Origin of the sequence: Microcoleus sp. N9_A1, from assembly GCF_036701795.1 — a bacterium.
In the GTDB taxonomy this organism is placed as follows: Bacteria; Cyanobacteriota; Cyanobacteriia; order Cyanobacteriales; family Microcoleaceae; genus Microcoleus.
The window spans coordinates 1-21,529 of record NZ_JAUBRI010000035.1; the positions used below are offsets into that span (position 1 = coordinate 1).

At 46.6% G+C, this 21,529-nt stretch carries 11 protein-coding genes and 1 CRISPR repeat array; of the genes, 8 read left to right on the plus strand and 3 right to left on the minus strand.

Translation table 11 applies throughout. The features are described from left to right. The first annotated feature begins 741 nt into the window (after positions 1–741). Positions 742–4,053, plus strand: a complete 3,312-nt coding sequence (gene carB / locus QUA58_RS17190) for a carbamoyl-phosphate synthase large subunit (RefSeq protein ID WP_333253234.1) — start codon at positions 742–744, stop codon at positions 4,051–4,053. Positions 4,054–4,274: 221 nt separating this feature from the next. On the opposite strand, the gene QUA58_RS17195 is transcribed toward carB, so the two are convergent. Both QUA58_RS17195 and QUA58_RS17200 read right to left on the minus strand, forming a co-directional pair. Continuing rightward, entirely contained in the window at positions 4,275–4,514 is a 240-nt protein-coding gene (locus tag QUA58_RS17195) for a DUF6737 family protein (protein WP_194009231.1), read from the minus strand. A 53-nt stretch (positions 4,515–4,567) separates the two neighbouring features. Continuing rightward, on the minus strand, positions 4,568–5,170 hold the full coding sequence (locus QUA58_RS17200) for a Uma2 family endonuclease (protein ID WP_333394998.1): 603 nt from the start codon (positions 5,168–5,170) through the stop codon (positions 4,568–4,570). Positions 5,171–5,417: 247 nt separating this feature from the next. Between QUA58_RS17200 and QUA58_RS17205 the strand changes: the two genes are divergently transcribed. The 6 genes from QUA58_RS17205 (at position 5,418) to QUA58_RS17230 (ending at position 13,245) form a co-directional block, all read left to right on the plus strand. Further along, positions 5,418–6,080 (plus strand): VWA domain-containing protein, encoded by a 663-nt coding sequence (locus QUA58_RS17205; protein WP_333253210.1) that lies wholly within the window; start codon positions 5,418–5,420, stop codon positions 6,078–6,080. 212 nt (positions 6,081–6,292) lie between these two features. After that, a complete protein-coding gene (locus tag QUA58_RS17210) occupies positions 6,293–7,066 on the plus strand; it encodes a PP2C family serine/threonine-protein phosphatase (RefSeq protein ID WP_333395000.1) in 774 nt (257 codons plus the stop codon). 38 nt (positions 7,067–7,104) lie between these two features. Continuing rightward, positions 7,105–7,902 (plus strand): hypothetical protein, encoded by a 798-nt coding sequence (locus QUA58_RS17215; protein WP_333395001.1) that lies wholly within the window; start codon positions 7,105–7,107, stop codon positions 7,900–7,902. Between the two features lie 150 nt (positions 7,903–8,052). Beyond that, positions 8,053–8,745: a hypothetical protein gene (locus tag QUA58_RS17220; RefSeq protein ID WP_333395002.1), complete on the plus strand. Its 693-nt coding sequence runs from the start codon at positions 8,053–8,055 to the stop codon at positions 8,743–8,745. A gap of 351 nt (positions 8,746–9,096) precedes the next feature. Beyond that, the gene (locus tag QUA58_RS17225) at positions 9,097–10,863 is read left to right on the plus strand and encodes an NACHT C-terminal helical domain 2-containing protein (protein WP_333395003.1); all 1,767 of its coding nucleotides are present in this window, start codon (positions 9,097–9,099) and stop codon (positions 10,861–10,863) included. Positions 10,864–11,127: 264 nt separating this feature from the next. Then, complete coding sequence (locus QUA58_RS17230) at positions 11,128–13,245, plus strand: DNA-binding protein (RefSeq protein ID WP_333395004.1); 2,118 nt, start codon at positions 11,128–11,130, stop codon at positions 13,243–13,245. 279 nt (positions 13,246–13,524) lie between these two features. Then, positions 13,525–18,757: direct repeats of the CRISPR family, unit length 37 nt; unit sequence GCCGCAATTAACCAAACTCCCTATCAGGGATTGAAAC. 106 nt (positions 18,758–18,863) lie between these two features. Here QUA58_RS17230 and QUA58_RS17235 read toward each other — a convergent pair. Further along, positions 18,864–19,970, minus strand: a complete 1,107-nt coding sequence (locus QUA58_RS17235) for a precorrin-8X methylmutase (protein WP_333395006.1) — start codon at positions 19,968–19,970, stop codon at positions 18,864–18,866. A 292-nt stretch (positions 19,971–20,262) separates the two neighbouring features. Between QUA58_RS17235 and QUA58_RS17240 the strand changes: the two genes are divergently transcribed. Beyond that, positions 20,263–21,351: a flagellar assembly protein H gene (locus QUA58_RS17240; protein ID WP_333395007.1), complete on the plus strand. Its 1,089-nt coding sequence runs from the start codon at positions 20,263–20,265 to the stop codon at positions 21,349–21,351. Positions 21,352–21,529: the final 178 nt, after the last annotated feature.

Here is a 21,529-nt window from a genome sequence, read left to right on the forward strand (position 1 = left end):
ACATGGTCTTCAACAGTTTGAAGCTATCTTCATTGGTTGGAAAACCGCTCTAGCTGGACTTGTGTGTACACGGTAGCCTTAAGAAGGGGAGTAGGGGTTGACTTTGAGAAGACTCTTGTCCCCCCTTTCTTAAGGGGGGCTAGGGGGGATCTAGATTTAATGGTCAAACAGCAGTCTCTGGCTGGGTTTGACCTTAAGTTGACACCAATGGACACGGCAGTGCCGTGTCCTCCTTTTGGGGTAGGGACACCGCACCGTGCCGTGTCCTCAATTCCCGCACATTGCTGGATCTAAGATTGTCACATCCTCCGAGGCCGATGGCTGGGAGCTTGCAGCCCGTGCTACGGGAAATTTCATCATCCAACCCGGTTAATTCTACCCGTTCCCCACAGTCAGGACACGCCTTGGCCGAAGTCTCTACAATGATTAATCCGGCGGAATACAGGGATTGTGTATTTTAGAACACGATTTGACCGCAACACTTAAAATAGTCTTGATTTACCGATCGACTGCACCCTTTTCTCATCAATATTTCTGGTTAGCTGGGGGTGTCTGTCAGCCCCAGTTGCGAGGTTCTACTTCCAAAATGCTGATAATGGTGCACAATTTCAAATTAACAACAAAACTTGCACTATTTTGAGTAAGCTTTTGGTGGAACAGCTCAGAAAGCCTGTTTCTAAGACTGATGCTGCCAAATATCAAATTAATCCTCAACCTTGTCCAATTACTAATTACGAACCTATGCCCCGTCGTCAAGACTTAAAAAAGATTCTTCTCATTGGTTCCGGCCCAATTGTTATCGGTCAAGCGTGCGAATTTGACTATTCAGGAACACAAGCTTGCAAAGCTTTGCGAGAAGAAGGCTTTGAAGTAGTGTTGGTGAATTCCAACCCGGCAACAATTATGACCGATCCGGAAACTGCCGATCGCATTTACATCGAACCTCTAACGCCAGCCATCCTCGAACAAATCATCGCTAAAGAAAGACCTCAAGCAATTTTACCGACAATGGGCGGTCAAACGGCGCTAAATTTAGCTGTGGCAGTCGCTAAAAATGGCGTTTTAGAAAAGTACAACGTCGAGTTGATTGGTGCTAAGTTGCCAGCAATTGAAATGGCAGAAGATCGCCTATTATTTAAGGAAGCGATGGCGCGAATTGGGGTCGCAGTTTGCCCTTCGGGAATTGCCAACACTCTCGACGAAGCCAAAGCAATTGGCCACCAAATCGGCAGTTATCCGTTAATTATTCGTCCTGCTTTTACAATGGGCGGCACGGGAGGCGGCATTTCTTACAATCAAGAAGAGTTTGAAGAAATGGCGCAAGGCGGGATTGATGCCAGTCCAGTATCGCAAATTTTGATCGAACAATCTTTGATTGGTTGGAAAGAGTACGAACTCGAAGTAATGCGGGATTTGGCAGATAATGTAGTGATTATTTGTTCGATCGAGAATCTCGACCCGATGGGCGTCCACACCGGCGATTCTATCACCGTCGCCCCGGCGCAAACTCTCACAGACAAAGAATATCAGCGTCTGCGAGATGCTTCGGTGAAAATTATCCGCGAAATCGGAGTTGAAACTGGCGGTTCCAACATTCAATTTGCTGTCAATCCAGTCAACGGAGATTTCATCGTTATTGAAATGAACCCTCGGGTTTCCCGTTCCTCCGCGTTGGCCTCAAAAGCAACTGGTTTCCCGATTGCAAAAATGGCGGCAAAATTAGCGGTAGGTTACAGCCTAGACGAAATTTCCAACGATATTACCAAGAAAACTCCGGCGTCTTTTGAGCCGACAATTGACTACGTGGTGACGAAGATTCCCCGATTTGCCTTTGAAAAGTTCCCCGGTTCCGAACCGACTCTGACAACGCAAATGAAGTCAGTAGGAGAGGTAATGGCGATCGGGCGTAGCTTCAACGAATCCTTCCAAAAAGCGCTGCGGGGATTAGAAACCGGCCGCGCAGGTTTCGGGTGCGACAAACCGGAAAAGTTGCCGAGTTTGGAACAAATTCGCGCCGGATTGCGGACGCCAAATCCCGATCGCATTTTTACAGTTCGCCACGCGATGATGATGGGAATGTCGGTGGAAGATATCTTCGAGTTCACAGCAATCGACCCTTGGTTTTTGGATAAAATGCAGGAATTGCTGGAAACTGAGAAGTTCTTGAAACGAACGCGGTTGCAAGAGTTGACAAAAGAGACAATGTTTGAAGTAAAGCAGTTGGGATTTAGCGATCGCCAAATTGCTTACGCCACAAAAACATCGGAAGATCAAGTCCGCGCTTACCGCAAACAGTTAGGCGTAATTCCAATTTACAAAACAGTCGATACCTGCGCGGCTGAATTTGAAGCATTCACACCGTATTATTATTCCACCTACGAAGCGGGAGCGGCAATTTGGGACTTGGGCGATGAAGAAAAGAAGATTTCGCCTGTAGGCCACAGTCTAGCGCCGGAGTCGGAAGTTTTGCCTTCTAGCAAACGAAAAGTGATGATTTTAGGTGGCGGGCCGAACCGAATCGGACAGGGAATTGAGTTTGATTACTGCTGCTGTCACGCTTCCTATTCCCTAGGAGAAGACGGCTTTGAGACAATTATGGTCAACTCGAACCCAGAGACGGTTTCGACGGATTATGATACGAGCGATCGCCTGTATTTTGAACCCCTAACAAAAGAAGATGTTCTCAACATCATCGAAGCCGAAAATCCCGAAGGAGTAATCATTCAATTTGGCGGACAAACGCCGCTGAAATTGGCGATTCCTTTACAAAAAGCCCTGGAAAATAATCCTGACGTACAAACAAAAATCTGGGGAACTTCGCCGGATTCCATTGATACTGCTGAAGACAGGGAGCGATTTGAAAAGATTCTGCGGGAGTTGGATATTCAGCAAGCTGCTAACGGTTTGGCTCGCAGTTTTGAGGATGCTTTAATAGTAGCTCAACGGATCGGTTATCCGGTAGTGGTGCGACCAAGTTACGTATTAGGCGGGCGAGCCATGGAAATTGTTTATTCCGATACGGAATTGGAACGTTACATGACCTATGCCGTGCTGGTAGAACCCGATCATCCGATTTTAATTGATAAGTTCTTGGAAAATGCGATCGAGGTGGATGTAGATGCGATCGCCGATATTACTGGCAATGTGACGATCGGCGGTATTATGGAGCACATCGAGGAAGCGGGCATCCACTCCGGCGACTCGGCTTGTTCTATCCCTTACCAAACCCTTCCTGAGAAAGCGGTGGAAACAATCCGCCGCCAGACAATAGAACTAGCAAAAGCCCTGAAAGTAATCGGGTTGATGAACATTCAATTTGCCGTTCAAGGGGAGGAAGTTTTCATTTTGGAAGCTAACCCACGGGCTTCTCGAACGGTACCTTTCGTGTCCAAGGCGATCGGAGTTCCCCTCGCAAAAATCGCGTCGCGAGTCATGTCGGGTCAAACTCTAGAAGCTTTAGGTTTTACTAAAGAGATTATACCAATTCACGTTTCCGTGAAAGAAGCCGTGCTACCGTTTGCTAAGTTTCCGGGAACTGATACTTTGTTAGGGCCAGAAATGCGATCGACCGGCGAAGTCATGGGAATTGACACCGATTTTGGCAAAGCCTTTGCCAAAGCTCAATTAGGTGCCGGACAAATGATGCCGTTGTTTGGAACCGTGCTGGTTTCGATGCGCGATCGGGACAAACTAGCAGTTGTACCCGTTGTCAAGGAATTCTTAGAATTGGGTTTCAAAGTAGTCGCAACCCACGGGACACGCAAAGTTTTGCGAGAGCAAGGTTTAGAGGTAGATTTGGAATTGAAACTGCACGAAGGGCGGCCGAATTTGTTGGATTCGATCAAGAATGAGAAAATTCAACTAATTATCACCACACCTTCCGGCGAAGAATCCCGAGCCGACGGAATCTTTATCCGCCGCACAGCTTTGACTTACAAAATCCCGATTATTACCACAATAGCCGGCGCCAAAGCGACAGCAGCGGGAATTCGATCGCTCAAATCCAACCCGATGAAAGTGAAAGCAATTCAAGACTATTACCCGCAAGCGTAGAGTTATTGTAGGGCGCGAAACACTGTTCGATCGTTAGGCTATCGATCTCCCTGGCGCGCCCTTCTTAAGGGGAGACAAGAAATGCTCAAATTCTCTCTCATTAAAGGGGAGATAGGAAAGGCTCAAATTCCCCCTTTTTGAGGGGGATTTAGGGGGATCGAGACTTTGCTATAAATTTAGTGTAATTATAGGCGCACCCACAAACAGCGCACCACCAAAACCTAATCTGAATGAGAATCTAAAGCACCGCTAGACACCATCAACTTCGGCCAAACCAACAAGAAAAACCCCATCCAAGCCAATAAAGGAATCGCGACTAAAACAGTTATCCAAACAGTTTTTAACACAAACCAACTACCGCCAATCAGACTCGTGCCAGTCAAAAGAATTGACCAAGGCTGACACCACCAAGGTTTGTAGTCCCAAGCACTAATAGCTTTTTTTTCAGAAACAGATTTCATATTTTCAGTAATTTTGTATAGATTGGCGATCGGGCTATATAGAGGAAAGCAATTTAAACGTTCATCACCTCTTCTGCTGTCAGCGTTAATTCAGGAAAAGTCCGCGATACAATTCGTTCGTTGCCTTTGAACGCGCTTCTTTGATAGTTGCCCTCTGCATCCAAAAGATGGACAAATATAGTTGGAACTTTGGGATTTCCCAGAAATTCCCTGCTACCAATTGCTAAGTAATCGACAATCCAATACTCAGGAATTTCGAGGCGCTGGTACTCGTCCAGTTTGTCGATATAATCGTCATCCCAATTTGTTGATGTTACCTCCACCGCCAATTGAATTGGTTCTCGCAAAGCAGCATAAGCCGAACGGTTCGATCGCCATAAATCGCGAGCGATTACGCTGACATCCGGTCTCCGTCCTTGTTCAACGCCGGCTTTACTTACAGTTCTGATAACGGCTGTATTGTTGACGACATAATTCAAATTCAATCGCCGAATTTCATCGTTGAAGTCAAATAACAAGACATTAGCAACATCATCATGATTTCTGGTGGAATTCATTTCTACAATTTCTCCATTGACCAGTTCATAGAGTCCATCTTCTGGACATTCTACAAGGAATTGGTCAAAGGTTAATTTTTTTGTGACTGTTGCAACCATAAGATTTATCCTTATTTTGCAGTAATACTATTAGTCTACATTACCACAGGCAGGAATGAATTTGTTTTTTTGACTGCAGATATCTAATTATACAATCAAAAATATACAATCAAAAATCTCAAATCGATTCAGGTAAATGGTAAAATACGATCGCCAGCCGGCAGATTGAGTTAAATATGTCACCTACTGGCTAGGGTAGAAAGTAACAAACCTAGAAATCAAGCCACTCCAAGGTCAACCCCGAACCATGAGACTAGACGAAGCCGTAGAATTTGCCGAAAACCCAGAGCCACGCTGTCCCTGCGTCCTCCTGCTGGACACCTCCGGCTCCATGCAAGGCGCACCCATAGATGCCTTGAATGAGGGGCTGGAAATTTTTAGGAATGACCTAATTAAAGACGAACTAGCTAAAAAGCGAGTCGAAGTCGCGATTATTTCATTTGACAATCATATCAAAGTCGTGCAAGACTTCGTGACCGCCGACCAGTTCGAGACACCACTGCTGACAGCTCAAGGACAAACCCACATGGGCGCAGGCATTCAGGTAGCGCTAGACACCATTGCGGCCCGCAAATCCGAATACCGCAACAACGGCATTACCTATTACCGCCCGTGGGTATTTATGATTACCGACGGCGAACCTCAAGGTGAATCAGACGATGTTGTGGAAATAGCAGCACAGCGGATTAAAGAGGAAGAAACTAACAAGCGCGTGGCATTTTTTGCAGTCGGAGTGGAAGGTGCTAATATCACCCGTCTAGCGCAAATAGTCGAGCGCACGCCTGTAAAATTGAGAGGATTAGACTTTAGAGAGATGTTCATCTGGCTATCGGCTAGTATGCAGAGAGTTTCTCACTCAAAAATTGATGAACAAGTAGCACTGCCACCACCGGGATGGGGAACTGTTTAGTCATTAGTTGGAAGTCATTGGTCATTAGTTATTAGTCATTGGTCATTAGCATTTGGTAGGGGCGGGTTTAGCTAAGGATCTATGATACAAATGACTAAAAAAAGGGCAAAACCCGCTCATCTCATCCCCATATAAACAGTAAGGTGCGCCCATAAGCACCCTACAGGATAAATAGTTGTGAATTTACGAAGTTTTGAGTTAAAGAGTTATTAATGCAGAATTCATCCTTTAATTGGCAAGTTGTAGCGGCATCGGTGATAGGTACGAGCCACGAAAAAAGATCGCAGCCCTGTCAAGATGCCCACTGCTGGCGTCTCTTGCCGAACGGTGTTTTGGTGGCAGCAGTTGCCGACGGCGCGGGCTCGGCTGCACTGGCAGAAGTTGGGGCAAAAATTGCTGTAGAAGCGGTTGTCGAAACGATTTGCCAGCAACAGGAAAGGCTGCCTCAAAATGACGATGAATGGCAGGTATTCTTGACAGCATCACTGCAAGTTGCGCGGGCGCAGGTGGAAGCAGAAGCGGCTGTGCGGGAAGTGGCTGCGAGAGATTTAGCCTGCACTTTAATTGCGGTTGTTGCTACGCCGGAATTAATCGCAGTTGCTCAAATCGGCGACGGTGCGGCGGTAGCAGGTGATAGTGCAGGAAATGCGATCGCCCTGACAGTACCTCCCTGCGGCGAATATATCAATGAAACTATCTTTTTGATTTCGCCGAATGCCATTGAAACAGCCCAATTTCAGGTACTGCGGGAAAAACTGCCCCACTTAGCGGTGTTTTCCGACGGCTTGCAAATGCTAGCTCTTAAAATCCCAGAAGGCACGCCGCACAAGCCGTTTTTTGCGCCTTTGTTTCGGTTTTCTGGCGAGTGGAAAGAAGAAGAAGATGCGAAACAGCAGTTAGAGTCATTTTTGCGATCGCCCCGGGTTTCCGAACGCACCGATGATGACTTAACATTATTGTTAGCAACTTTTTCGAGCAATGTCTAGTCTGTTCAAATCTACTTACAAAAAGCGGAGCAAAAATTATGACATATCCACGAATTAGTGCCCCAAGCTTGTTGCGAGAAACATTTGCTGTTGTGGGATCTGTATACCCAGATCTGTTGAGGATCAACTCTCCCCATTTGATATGGTTCGTGCTGAATACTTTTGGGCCAGATGCCCTCAATCGCATCATTGAGATCATTGACACAAGTTTCTCCGAACATCCGGGCGCCGGAACTTTTTCGGTGAAGCCTATCTACTTTTGGTTGGGGACAGTTCCTTTCTTGATCTACTGGTTGGTGGCAGTTCCTTTATTGTGGGGAGCTACTACTTTCTACACTTATCGAAGTTTGACAAAAAACCAAGTAACTGCGAGCGATGCTTTTATTCAAGCAAAAAGAAGATTTCTACCACTCCTTTTGGTTTATTTCCTGTCTGTGGGGCTGCTTTTCGCGATTAGGTGGTTCTTGTGGTCTTTTGTTTGGGTAAGCTTCCTGGTACCAATAATAATAATTCCTGCGCTTTATGTGTTATACCCCTTAATATTTTCAGCTTATGCTACCGTCATTGATAACTCTTCGGTGCCGGACAGTTTGGGCAGTAGTTGGAAATTAACTAAAGGGCGTTGGTGGTTGATATTTCGCTCAAATTTACTGATGGCTTTTGTGTTTTTTGTGCCAGCCATATTGATTTCTGGATTAATCGGTTCAACATTGGGGAATTTGCTAGCATCTCAGCTTGTGGGTCAGGTACTCGGATTTATAGCCGGAGTGTTAATAAATGTTTATTTGATTTTATTGTACAAGGCTCTGCGGGAATCGGCAGCAACTATTGAATAGACCTCTCATAAAATAAAGTCCAGGGCTGTTAGGATACTTACTCTACAAAAATTGTTAGCGCTGTCTCGCGATCGGTGAAAATTTGGTGCGGTTCTATAATAAAATCGAGGTGTCAACAATTCTGCTTTAATTTGTACAGTAGGTCGTCATTTGCAAGCACAAGAGATTAAGGATCAGCTCAACTCCCTAATTAGCGACGCAGATCTAATAGATCCGAGTTTGGCGAGAAGATTGGATGAAATCAATCGCTGGGTGAAAGATGTTAAACCCGGTTCGCTAACTGCTAAGAAATTTGTGATGGCTTTTTTGCTACAGCTTATCCGAGATTCTCAGGTTTGGCTGGCAGTTCAATCTCTACCTTCGGAAATAGAAAAACAAGCGGCGTTTGAGTTAATGACGCCGGGGGAAAGGTATTGGTACAGCTATCTATTTCCTAAATGGCTGAGCGAAAACGATCGCAAATTTTACATCTGGAAACAAAAACTCAAGGCCGGCAAATTCGATCCGGCTGACGATGGCGTCATTCGTGCGATCGCCGCCCGAATTGTCGATCGCCAAGGCACTGTTTTGTATCGATATGTTGCAGATCTTTCTATGGCAACCGATTCGATCGTTAGCAACCGCCAACAGCAGCCCCTCTGCATTCAAGTCACAACTCTTTCGGATGAATTCTCTGAACAAAAATATCAGAATTGGCAACAAACTCTTCAAGATTGGGGGATTGACAGAGGATTATTTTTAAGTTATGATAAAAACGATGCAAATTTCCTGAACCAGTTAGTTAACATTGCATTATATAATAGCGATAATTTGCCCGCAGGTCGTTACCTCAAGTTCCCGTAAATCAAGCAGATCTGCTGCTGAGAATAGTTCGACTGCTCCAAACTCCGTGAAAAAAAAATTTGACTAACTCACATATTGCACAATTCTCGACAATGCCAAAAAACTAACCCCCAGCCTGCTTCTGGAAAAGGGAAAACAGACCAAGATTTTCCTCCCCTTTTCTGTCTCCGGGAGGGGTATGCCAGACGGTGGCAACAGGTGCTTGATACGAAGGCTAAGTAACGGGAAGATTTACCGCAGCAATCAATAAGAGTGAAATAACTAGCAATTTGGCCTAAATTGAATTGAGATTTGATTTAATCGCCGTAGAGTTGTTGGAAATAAAATCAAATTACATCAAAATCAAATACTATGACAGTACAAGGTACACACACCGTTGAAAATAACTTGCAAAAAGTCTGGGAAGAACTGGAAGCAGCCAGAAAAATGCAGGATGAATGGATGAATTACGGGGTAGATTTTGTAGATTTGTATGTGGAAGATGCGGGCGGTGATTGGTTGGAAAAGTGGGGTAAATGTGAAGAAGAATTAGAGCGAATTAAACATAAAAATGTAGATATTGAATCAGTCAAAGCAGCGATCGACATTCCCAGCTTTCAGCAGACAAAACTGCTGGAAATCGCCTTAAATTGCCGTTACTCAACCAGCTACTACTCCGATCGCCCCGAGGAGTCTCCCGCTTGGCAAGAGGTTAAGTACAAACGGCTGTCACTATTAGGCGGAGCGATTTTTGGTGCTGTTGTTACCGATTACCTCTACCGTGAATATCCAGAACTCGATCCAGATGCTATTTCAACCTTAAAAGCTCGTTTAGAAGATCCGAAAAAACTTGAGAATTTTGCACAAAATTTGAAATTAAACGAACTTAATTGGCGCGTATGGAATGGGAGAGAAACAGAAAAAAGCGAGTACAATAGAGTTTTTTCTGAGACTTTTGAAGCTTTGTTTGGCGCGATTTACTTGGAGTTTGATCGGGATTTTTTCCGTGGGGGAAACTGGCTGATTCAGCGCTTGATTGAACCAAATGTTAGCCAGCATCGTGATCTAACTGGGCGGCGAGAAATTGCGCTAGAAAACGAGGTGAAACGGCGGGAAATCCTGGGTGCGGATATTCTAGATGCGATCGCGATCGACTATTTGTACAACCGCTTTCCCGAACGCAACGCCATCCAGCTAACTCGCTGGAAAAATATGTTAGTGGCTAAAAAGATTTTTCCCAAAGACTTTAAGGCAAAATTAGGCAGTCATTACCTGGAATTGGAGAGCAATTTCTCGCGTACCCGCGACTGGTTGGTGGATAACTTTATCAAAAGCGCAGTTGACGAACTGCTAGAGGAAACCCACACTCAACCAGAATATCTGATTGACAGTGCGAACCCGGAATCGCTGCCAGAATTGGTCAGCCGGATTACAGACAAAAAGTGGAAAAATGAATTTGTGAGAGTTGTCAGCATTTTGCAACCTGCTGACGAACTTTTGCTGCTGATGCAACAAAAAATTGATAGTATGGTGGCTAAAGATGAAACCTTGCAGCAGTTGCTAATCTGGGCAAATCACAAGTCTCAGTTAGTACAAAGGAATTTTAAACCAGTCGAAATTCGCGCTTTTTATGTTGCTTTAGTTTGCGTGCTCGATTTGACTTTGACTCGCGTCCTCGATCCGAGTCTGAAGTTTGATAGATCGAAAGTTCGCAAGTTGCGGACTTGTTTGGCAAAGGCTGGAAAAAATGTAGAATTTGCGGATGTTAACGAGTCTCTGAAATTGGCTTTTGATAATGATGTGGCGGGTATTTTGGTTGGCATTTGGGCGCTGGATATTGAACCAGAACTTAAACAACTGCTGGCACAATTTCAGACTGAAATGCCTGATTTGCAAAACTGGAAAAAGTGGCGCAAAGAATTCGGTGGCTGTTGGCTGGCAAAATTCAAAACTGCGATCGGCTACAATCGAGACTTTCACCCCCAACAGAAAACTTTGCTGAAACAGTATTACTATGCCCAAAGCTTGCTGGTGGAATGCCTCAACAGCGATAATTGTCAGGTGACACCGGCCGTCAGACAAAAAATTGAGGATAAAATGTTGTTATTGTCGGTGGATTTGAAGCTGGTTCACATTTAATTTTGATAGCGCGGAGGGGCGGGATGCCCATCCCACTAATGGATGGAGGGGCGGGATGCCCATCCCACTAACAGCAACAGGGCTTACCCACTCCCACCCAAGAAATCGGGTTTTTTACCGAATCTGCGGGCTGCAACCCGTCTTTTGGTGAAAAACCCGGTTTCGACGCATCGGTGCCTAAGTCCTAACAAAGGTAAGATTTAATGGGCAAGTCAAGTTTATTGAGTGATGGCTTCCAAATCCTGTATCCCATAACCGAATTCTATGCAGTTGCAGCGCCAATTTAGCGGACAACTGATTGCGATCGACACCAAAACCGCGATCGCCAGTGGGGGTGAAGGTCGCATCTACCCGATCGCCCAAGACTCGTCCCTTGTAGCAAAAATCTACCACAAACCGACAGACGAAGACGGCGACAAACTCACAGTCATGTTCAGTATGCCGCCGGATGCGCCGATCGCGGAACCGGGGCACGCTTCCATTGCTTGGCCGATCGATTTGCTGCATACTGTGGGCGGGCGAGAAAAAATCGTCGGTTTTGTGATGCCGCGCGTCAACAAAGTGATGCCGGTACACACTTTCTACACTCCCAAAACCAGGCGCGAACAAAAACCGCTATTTAGCTATCTTTACCTCCACCGCACCGCCCGAAATCTCGCCTCGGCTGTCAACGCCCTCCACGTCAGGGGTTACGTCATCGGCGACGTGAACGAGTCGAACATTTTGGTGACGGATACAGCTTTGGTAACGCTGGTAGACACCGATTCGTTTCAAGTGCGCGATCCTTATACGGGTTACGTTTATCGGTGTCCCGTGGGGAAGCCGGAGTTTACGCCGCCGGAGTTGCAGGGACAGACTTTTCGCGATATTGATCGAGCTCCAGAGCACGATTTGTTCGGTTTAGCGGTATTAATTTTTCAATTGCTGATGGAAGGTACGCACCCGTTTTCGGGAGTTTATCTCGGTAGCGATGAACCGCCGCCTTTGGAAGCGAGAATTCGATCGGGCCATTTTCCTACAGGTACGAAGCGGATTCCCTACCGCCCGATGCCGGCGGCGCCTCCTTTTGAGATGCTGCATCCCCGGCTGCGGCAGATGTTTATCCGCTGTTTTGAGGAAGGGCACGGCAATCCTTCGGCGCGCCCGGATGCGAAAACTTGGGTGAATGCGATTCGGGAAGCGGAAGATGCTTTGGTTACTTGCAGCAAAAACACTCAGCATAAGTACGGAAATCATCTCAGTCGGTGCCCTTGGTGCGATCGGGCAAAACTCCTGAAAGGGCGCGATCCGTTTCCTTCGCGGCAAGCAGTTAGCCACGGATTGCACTTGCAGCCCGCGAAAACCAAGCGTAAAAAGCCCCAACCACCGCCCGTCGTGCCCAAGCCGGCAATGCGTCGGCAACAGCCCTCCACGGGGCTGCCACGCCCCCTCGGCCAGTACGCAGTGCCCTTGCTACCGATGCCGATGTCTTCTCGGAGTCGGACTCCTGCGCCTCAGCTTCCCGTGGGCAAGTTTGAGCGCATTTTTCAGGATGCTGCTTGGGGAGGTGTTTGGGGTAGTTTGTGTTTGGCGGCGATCGGGGGGATTTATTCAGCAATAGCTGAGGGCGGCGGCGCTATTTTGGGGGCGATTTTTGTTGGTTCGATTTGGGGCTGTTTTTTTGGGGTGATGTGGGGGGTTTTTACTTTGCCGCCGAATCAGATTTGGCGGAAGTGGGGCGGAGTTTTGGTGGGGGCGTCTTGGGGGGCTTTTTTGTTGGCGGCGATCGGCGGTGCGGTGTTTGGGGCGATTAATAGCACTCCGGGGATCGGGGAGAGGATTTTGGCTGGGGCGGTGGTTGGCGCTGTCTGGGGCTGTGTTTGGGCAACTTTTCAGCCTCCTCTGGCGCTGCCAGTGGGGAGGGTGTGGGGCCGGCGGGGAGGGTATTTGGGGGCCGTCTGGGGCTCGTTTGTGGGGACTCTGGCTGGTGTTTTGTTGGGGGCTGGGCTGGTGGTTTGGCAGCAATACGGTGGCCAGATGCGACCGGTGAATGAGTTTGCGGGTTTGTTGCTGGGTGTGGCGATCGTGGCGGCTGGTGTGGGTTCTGTTGGGGGTGTGGTTTCTGGGGGTTTGTTGGGTTTTTGCGGGTTTGCGCCGAAGTTGCCGATTTCGTTTCAGCCTTCGGGTGTAAGTGGTGGGACTTTGGGGGCGATTTGGGGCAGTTTTTTGGGGACTTTTGCGGGTGCTGTGTTGGGGGCGGGGGTGTCTGCGATGTTTCCGGCTGTTAGCGCTGGGGTGCCGGTGGAGTTGGGGCCTGTGGCGGGGGCGATCGTGGGGGCTGGTTTGGGGGCGATTTGGGGGGTGGTTTCGGGTACTGTTTGGGGGGCTTTGGGGAAGTGGTGATCGGGTTGATGTGTATTTTTGGGTGGAAAATGCGTCTGTGAGTGGGTGTTAAAATCGAGGAGTTAATTTTGGGGGCTATAATGTATGTGCTGTCAGGCTTAGACGTACTTCGACGAGTAAGATGGCAGACGCAATCGCTGAAATCTATGCAGGATAAAGGTTTGAGGGATGTATGAAAAGTTGGGTATTGACAAGTCGAAGGCTGAAATGGTACTTTTGTTTTATGCAGACGCAAATGAACGTTGAAAACCAAATACAGCAAGGCTTCTGGAACGGGCTGCCGCAATTAACCAAACTCCCTATCAGGGATTGAAACGAAGCTCGATCGCGTGTAATGGGCTTAGGCGACAGCGGACTAGCCGCAATTAACCAAACTCCCTATCAGGGATTGAAACGTGGCAAATTCGCTCAAACTGGGCGTTTTTGTAGCGCCGCAATTAACCAAACTCCCTATCAGGGATTGAAACTTGGTTTGTGACAGCTTCGGCGCTGCCAGCAAGTGCCAGGCCGCAATTAACCAAACTCCCTATCAGGGATTGAAACATCTGAGAGACGATCGAAACCCAGCAAACCTAAAGCTGGCCGCAATTAACCAAACTCCCTATCAGGGATTGAAACCCTGCCCCTTACAGGGTTTCGAGATTTGACGACGCCGCAATTAACCAAACTCCCTATCAGGGATTGAAACTGATCCGCACACTGTCGTGGATGTACTTTCTTCTTCAAGCCGCAATTAACCAAACTCCCTATCAGGGATTGAAACCTGAGATGACACATCCCAGGAAATGAGTGAGAAGCCGCAATTAACCAAACTCCCTATCAGGGATTGAAACGAATCTCGATACCCGGTAAGGCGCTGGCACCCAGCCCAGCCGCAATTAACCAAACTCCCTATCAGGGATTGAAACTTTTAAAATCTCGACTTTTGCGCCGATCGCATAAAACAAGCCGCAATTAACCAAACTCCCTATCAGGGATTGAAACTGGGAATTGTGAGCCGACAACTGCCAGCGCCAAAACGCCGCAATTAACCAAACTCCCTATCAGGGATTGAAACTTGCGCCAGTCGATTCGCCGTTTGAAGTTCATATCTTAGCCGCAATTAACCAAACTCCCTATCAGGGATTGAAACTTGTTTGGGATTGTTTCTCAGCAATTTCACATATGCCGCAATTAACCAAACTCCCTATCAGGGATTGAAACCGAGGCCAGTTAAGGAGGAGGGCAGCTCCCCACCCTAAGCCGCAATTAACCAAACTCCCTATCAGGGATTGAAACGTAATCCAAGGACCAGAAAACCCTATAACACCAGTAGGCCGCAATTAACCAAACTCCCTATCAGGGATTGAAACAAATTTATCGAGCCCATCAACCGATAAAGCACTGCCGCAATTAACCAAACTCCCTATCAGGGATTGAAACCGATATCAAACCTTCAGATTGTCCCCAGTTCCCGGCCGCAATTAACCAAACTCCCTATCAGGGATTGAAACAACAGCTAAAATCTGAGCCTGAGCCGCCTTAGCTTTGCCGCAATTAACCAAACTCCCTATCAGGGATTGAAACTCATCCTATATATTCGCAAATTCCTAATTATTTAGGCCGCAATTAACCAAACTCCCTATCAGGGATTGAAACGTATTAGGTACTTGCACTTCGACTAATCGGGGAAGCCGCAATTAACCAAACTCCCTATCAGGGATTGAAACCCACTTTGGCACTGCTTTGTATTACCGCTCGGTCGGCCGCAATTAACCAAACTCCCTATCAGGGATTGAAACGAGGAGCTTTAGCTAATTTAAGCCAAGCTAAAAGACCATGCCGCAATTAACCAAACTCCCTATCAGGGATTGAAACGCTATTATTGAGCATGAGTTGGCAGCATCAGCACGCCGCAATTAACCAAACTCCCTATCAGGGATTGAAACGCCCGCAGAATTGAGGAAGCTAACACCGCTCAAGCCGCAATTAACCAAACTCCCTATCAGGGATTGAAACAGAACCCGCTCCTAGTAAGGGTTCCAAAGCATCTCAGCCGCAATTAACCAAACTCCCTATCAGGGATTGAAACGAATATCCACGCCATTTGTGAGGCAAAAGATGAGCCAAGCCGCAATTAACCAAACTCCCTATCAGGGATTGAAACACAGAGATTGATATTAAGAGTGCTTATGCTCAAGCCGCAATTAACCAAACTCCCTATCAGGGATTGAAACTCGGGTGCTGTCGGTTCGTTGCCCGGTTGTTGGCTGCCGCAATTAACCAAACTCCCTATCAGGGATTGAAACCAGTGCCAGCATAAGTAGCAGTAGTAGTATTTAGCGCCGCAATTAACCAAACTCCCTATCAGGGATTGAAACTTTAAATTATTAAAGTAATGTGGGCAAGCAGCCTTGCCGCAATTAACCAAACTCCCTATCAGGGATTGAAACCGAAAATATTTCAAAATCCAATAAAGTGTATGGCGCCGCAATTAACCAAACTCCCTATCAGGGATTGAAACGCAAAAATCCAGAAGTCTTCCACGGGGTACTTGGTGCCGCAATTAACCAAACTCCCTATCAGGGATTGAAACATTTTTGATAGCCATGCGGGCAAATTTTTCGTCAAAGCCGCAATTAACCAAACTCCCTATCAGGGATTGAAACTACGCCGGCTCATTACACAAGCTCGCATCAACGAGCCGCAATTAACCAAACTCCCTATCAGGGATTGAAACTTCTATTGGTAAGTATTAGCGAATCGGGATAATTCCGTTAGCTAGCCGCAATTAACCAAACTCCCTATCAGGGATTGAAACAAGATTCGACTTGACAATCGTAGCTGTGTTGTCTTCGCCGCAATTAACCAAACTCCCTATCAGGGATTGAAACTTCCCAAAACAATCTCCCCAAAATACTACCTTTTGCCGCAATTAACCAAACTCCCTATCAGGGATTGAAACAGAAGTGGCGCGGATGGGAGTTAGCATGAATAAGCCGCAATTAACCAAACTCCCTATCAGGGATTGAAACTGAATCGAAGTCTGGCTTTGGTCGCAAATCTTCCGGGCCGCAATTAACCAAACTCCCTATCAGGGATTGAAACTCAGTATTTCCACACGGGTTTCTAGATCGTTTATATGGCCGCAATTAACCAAACTCCCTATCAGGGATTGAAACATTACATCACGCTCCTTTTTTGTGTTGGTTTAAGGCCGCAATTAACCAAACTCCCTATCAGGGATTGAAACTTTAACGATTGCGCTTATCTGTACTCAGGGACTGAGGCTTTGCCGCAATTAACCAAACTCCCTATCAGGGATTGAAACTCAGCTATGTCTGATATTTGCTTTTGACGTGTCGCGCTAGCCGCAATTAACCAAACTCCCTATCAGGGATTGAAACTACACGGCTGATGAGTTGGGAAATGTGACTGACGCCGCAATTAACCAAACTCCCTATCAGGGATTGAAACTGCTCAAATCTAATTGAAACGGAATTTGCGATGCCGCAATTAACCAAACTCCCTATCAGGGATTGAAACCGGGCACGTCGGTAACGACATCAACAGCAGAACGAGCGGCGCCGCAATTAACCAAACTCCCTATCAGGGATTGAAACATTTACCAGGTACATACCAGAGGAAGCAAACGGCGCGCCAGAGGCCGCAATTAACCAAACTCCCTATCAGGGATTGAAACTGCCGTTCAAGGCGGGAAACGCGATCGGTAATTGGCCGCAATTAACCAAACTCCCTATCAGGGATTGAAACGAGAGGGATGCCATGTATTTCCCATTCAACTTGCCGCAATTAACCAAACTCCCTATCAGGGATTGAAACTCGCTCAGCAACTTTTGGTAATCCTTCCTCTATCAAGCCGCAATTAACCAAACTCCCTATCAGGGATTGAAACTTTTCCATTGGCAGTATTTTCAAGCGACTCGTACACCAGCCGCAATTAACCAAACTCCCTATCAGGGATTGAAACCTCAACCAACCCCATCTCTTTAGGTTGCTCCAATTCGGGCCGCAATTAACCAAACTCCCTATCAGGGATTGAAACATTCTACCGACAAAGTAAAATTGACGACGTGCAAAGCCGCAATTAACCAAACTCCCTATCAGGGATTGAAACTGCCCAATTTGTGATACCAGTTTTACTTACAAAAGCCGCAATTAACCAAACTCCCTATCAGGGATTGAAACCCTATCTACAGCGAGTTGGGGCGGATGGAAAACAGCCGCAATTAACCAAACTCCCTATCAGGGATTGAAACGGGAACGGAAACCCACAAACCCACTGGAAGCGCTAAGCCGCAATTAACCAAACTCCCTATCAGGGATTGAAACTGAAAACAAGGCAAAGGCTATTCTCAATCAGTTAGGCCGCAATTAACCAAACTCCCTATCAGGGATTGAAACATATTTATGGGCTTAATCATAGATTGGTCTCCGCTCGCGCCGCAATTAACCAAACTCCCTATCAGGGATTGAAACGCGTACTCGCAAAAATCCAATTGTGAAAGAAGAAATAGCCGCAATTAACCAAACTCCCTATCAGGGATTGAAACGTCTGGGTCTGGCGGTTCAATGCCTTCCCATTCCGCCGCAATTAACCAAACTCCCTATCAGGGATTGAAACGAAACTTTTTTTGTGTGCCGGCCATGCCGGAGGCAGGGACGGCCGGCCGCAATTAACCAAACTCCCTATCAGGGATTGAAACCTCGATGCGACCGTCGGCATGGATGATTTTCATTCGCGCCGCAATTAACCAAACTCCCTATCAGGGATTGAAACTATTGATTTATTCTCTTCCTGGAATTGCCACCAGGCCGCAATTAACCAAACTCCCTATCAGGGATTGAAACTGACACCCGGTTATGCCCGACTTGGCTTAGGGATTGACAAAGCCGCAATTAACCAAACTCCCTATCAGGGATTGAAACTCCGACTTAATTGATCCTTGCCTGAGACATACTTCAGCCGCAATTAACCAAACTCCCTATCAGGGATTGAAACAAGGCTGAGCTATTGCCGATCGTTATCACAGAGGGAGAAAAGCCGCAATTAACCAAACTCCCTATCAGGGATTGAAACTTTGAGGTTAACTAGCTCTTTCTCTACTTCTAAATAAGCCGCAATTAACCAAACTCCCTATCAGGGATTGAAACGACTACAATATAACCAGCCATTAAGTAAAGGTAAGGCCGCAATTAACCAAACTCCCTATCAGGGATTGAAAATTATAAAATATAAAAAACTGAGTGACAGACTCAACAGTGCCGCAATTAACCAAACTCCCTATCAGGGATTGAAACATAGACTGAAAAGGTAGAAACACCCCAAAACAAGCCGCAATTAACCAAACTCCCTATCAGGGATTGAAACTTTTGAAAACGAATTGTCCGAGTAGGTACGAATGCCGCAATTAACCAAACTCCCTATCAGGGATTGAAACGAAGTAGATGGGGGCAATTTCCCAGATCGTATCGGCCGCAATTAACCAAACTCCCTATCAGGGATTAAAACTTTCGGAAGTATTCACCAGAGGAGGAGACAGGAGGAAAGAGAGTATTCTTCTCCAGATTCCTGACTCCTGACTCCTTCTTCGCCACAACCAACCTAAATCCCATCTTCACTTAAAATGACAGTGACAATTCGGCTTTTCAATCAAAGACTCAACCAAAGCATTCAAAGCAACCGCCGCCAACAACCCGCCGCCAAAAGTTCCCACAGTCGTAATATAAGCAACGCCCGATCGCACTAACCGCCGTTTCGCCACCGGAGAATGACTAAAACCGATCGGCATACCAATTACCAAAGCCGGTTGCAGTTGCCCACACTCGATCGCATCGCAAACCGCCATCAGCACAGACGGCGCATATCCTATCACTAATATACATCCTTTTTCGAGTTTCAACAACTTATCAAACCACTCACCCTGCTGCCAGAATTCCTGTTCCGCTTCCGCCGCAGCATTGATGTGCGGATCATCAATTAAAGTTGCAATACTTGTTCCCAAATGCGCCAATCTAGTCCCATCCAAAGCCGCAAAAACAGGCGGCACATCAGCCACAATTTGACACTGATTTTTCAAAGCTTCCCGCGCCGATTTAATCGCCGTTTCGCTCAACTTCACAAACGGCAGCAGCGAACAATCACCGCAGGCTAACACCAGTTTAGAAAGCAAGTCTACCTCAATTTCCGAGCGATCGCTCAAATCCGGCAACAAATGCTGCAACGACTCCCCAAAATCCTCCGGGTGAGTGTGCGCCCCCGCATCCCAACCCTCCCAAAGTTGTTCCAACTCATCCAACCCCCCCTCAGTTTCCGCCTGCAACAGCCTTAATTGCGCCAGGGCGTCCGCTTGCACCGCTTGACAGGAAATATCCCGCCCCAGCAATCCTTCCAGCGCCGAAGCCGTTTCTCTGAGGCGAACAATTTGCTGAATAACCGACAGATATTGCCGTTGCAGAGTCGCCATCAGCGCGTCAGGCGAAGCATCCGCGTCTGTTTCTAATAGTTTGCGGATATGAGACAGTTGAAAGCCTTGCTGCTTGAGTGCGACTATTCTTTGCAGTCTTTGCACATCGCTGCAGGTATACAATCTATAGTTAGAGGTCGATCGTACGGCCGGAGATAGCAGCCCCAAAGCGTGATAATGCCGCACCATCCGAGGCGTAATTGTGCCTTTTACCGCTTCAGTAAGTTGTTTAATTGTTAGGTATTGTTGCTGCATCATACCAATTCTGAAAACTAGGACTAAATCTTCTAAATTATACCCGATATCTGTAGGAAAACGGCAATGCCGTGTCCGGCGCGGGACTATGCAATTTTTATAATGAATATTCTTATTTGAGAGAGTTTAATTGTTGATACAAGTCAATTTTCATAATTGTCATTGCGAGGAACGAAGCAATCTAAGTCTTGGCGATTGCTTCCTTCGTCGCAATGACAGAAAACCTAAAGTATTGCTTGAAAGCGTGATAAAATCAACTGATGCAGTGAATCTAAAATCTAAAATCTAAAATCGAATGACTCGATTAATTCACGATCGCTTTGCCAAAGAATACCTAGAAGAGATGCTGTCTCCATTAGGAACAGTCAATATCGGTCGCGATGTCACTTCCGAAGTGCGAGAAATCGATGTTTACTTTACTCATGAAGCCACAGTCCCAGAACATATCAAAAACTTAGGATTGTTGGGGCAACTAGCAACTGCGACGGCAATTTTTGAACCGTTCCGCAACCCGGCAACTATCAGGGAAGTTGTCGGTTGCATCAGCAAATTGTTTGATATTCAGAGCGAATTAGAGCGAGAAGCCAGAAGAGACAATATTCGACTTAACGAAAATGATTTTCCGAAATTGTGGATTCTCACTCCCACAGCGTCAGAATCGCTGTTAAACGGGTTTCGCGCACAACCAGACGAACCCAATTGGATGCCGGGAATCTATTTTTTGGGGGAATATTTGCGATCGGCAATTGTGGTAATCCATCAGTTGCCAAAAACTCCAGAAACCTTGTGGCTGAGGATTTTGGGCAGAGGAAAGGTGCAGGAAAAAGCAGTTGCCGAGTTGATCGCCTTGGCTACAGACAACCCCCTGCGAACTAATGCGTTAGAATTGCTGTATCGACTGCAATCAAACTTAGTAGCAAATTTAGAACAGCCCATAGAAACAGAAGACCGGGAGTTAATTATGACTATCGCACCTCTCTTTCAAGAACAGTTACAAGCAGCACAGGAACAAGGATTAGAGCAAGGATTAGAGCAAGGAAGACAAGAACAACAGCGCTTAATTTTAGAGAACTTTCTGCGAGTGAGATTTGGAGAACTAGACTCGTTGATGATAGCATTTCTCTCTCCTGTGTCCAGGATACCTGCTGCCGATTTTACGGTGATTTTACTGGCGATATCTATGCTCGCGGTGGATGCTGCAGGCAGGCAAGAAGCGGTGAGATTGTTAGCAGAAAATGTCTTGGGACTGCGGTTAAATGAATTTGGCGATAGTTTACCTGCAATGGTTGCTAATTTGTTGGCTTTACCTGTCGCAGAGTTGACATTGTTGTTGGAACAATTGCCTCAGTTATCGGCTGATGAATTGATTTCCCGATTGGGATAGATATAGTCTTTCTCAAAAAGATGAGGTACTATCCGGCATAGGGCATAGGGCATACCTCACTTTTTAGAGAACCGCTATATAGTCTTGGACGCACGGGTGGTCAGAAACCGGGTTTTTAGGAAAATACTTGATTGTAGCCGACAGATTGGGTAAAAAACCGGGTTTCTTTGGCTTGATG

What these genes read in the sequence shown, in the direction of transcription:
- QUA58_RS17230 (WP_333395004.1), top strand. Translation starts at nt 11,128, where the DNA reads ATGCAGTTGCAGCGCCAATTTAGCGGACAACTGATTGCGATCGACACC.
- QUA58_RS17205 (WP_333253210.1), top strand. Translation starts at nt 5,418, where the DNA reads ATGAGACTAGACGAAGCCGTAGAATTTGCCGAAAACCCAGAGCCACGC.
- QUA58_RS17235 (WP_333395006.1), bottom strand. Translation starts at nt 19,970, where the DNA reads ATGATGCAGCAACAATACCTAACAATTAAACAACTTACTGAAGCGGTA.
- QUA58_RS17240 (WP_333395007.1), top strand. Translation starts at nt 20,263, where the DNA reads ATGACTCGATTAATTCACGATCGCTTTGCCAAAGAATACCTAGAAGAG.
- QUA58_RS17210 (WP_333395000.1), top strand. Translation starts at nt 6,293, where the DNA reads ATGCAGAATTCATCCTTTAATTGGCAAGTTGTAGCGGCATCGGTGATA.
- QUA58_RS17215 (WP_333395001.1), top strand. Translation starts at nt 7,105, where the DNA reads ATGACATATCCACGAATTAGTGCCCCAAGCTTGTTGCGAGAAACATTT.
- carB (WP_333253234.1), top strand. Translation starts at nt 742, where the DNA reads ATGCCCCGTCGTCAAGACTTAAAAAAGATTCTTCTCATTGGTTCCGGC.
- QUA58_RS17225 (WP_333395003.1), top strand. Translation starts at nt 9,097, where the DNA reads ATGACAGTACAAGGTACACACACCGTTGAAAATAACTTGCAAAAAGTC.
- QUA58_RS17200 (WP_333394998.1), bottom strand. Translation starts at nt 5,170, where the DNA reads ATGGTTGCAACAGTCACAAAAAAATTAACCTTTGACCAATTCCTTGTA.
- QUA58_RS17195 (WP_194009231.1), bottom strand. Translation starts at nt 4,514, where the DNA reads ATGAAATCTGTTTCTGAAAAAAAAGCTATTAGTGCTTGGGACTACAAA.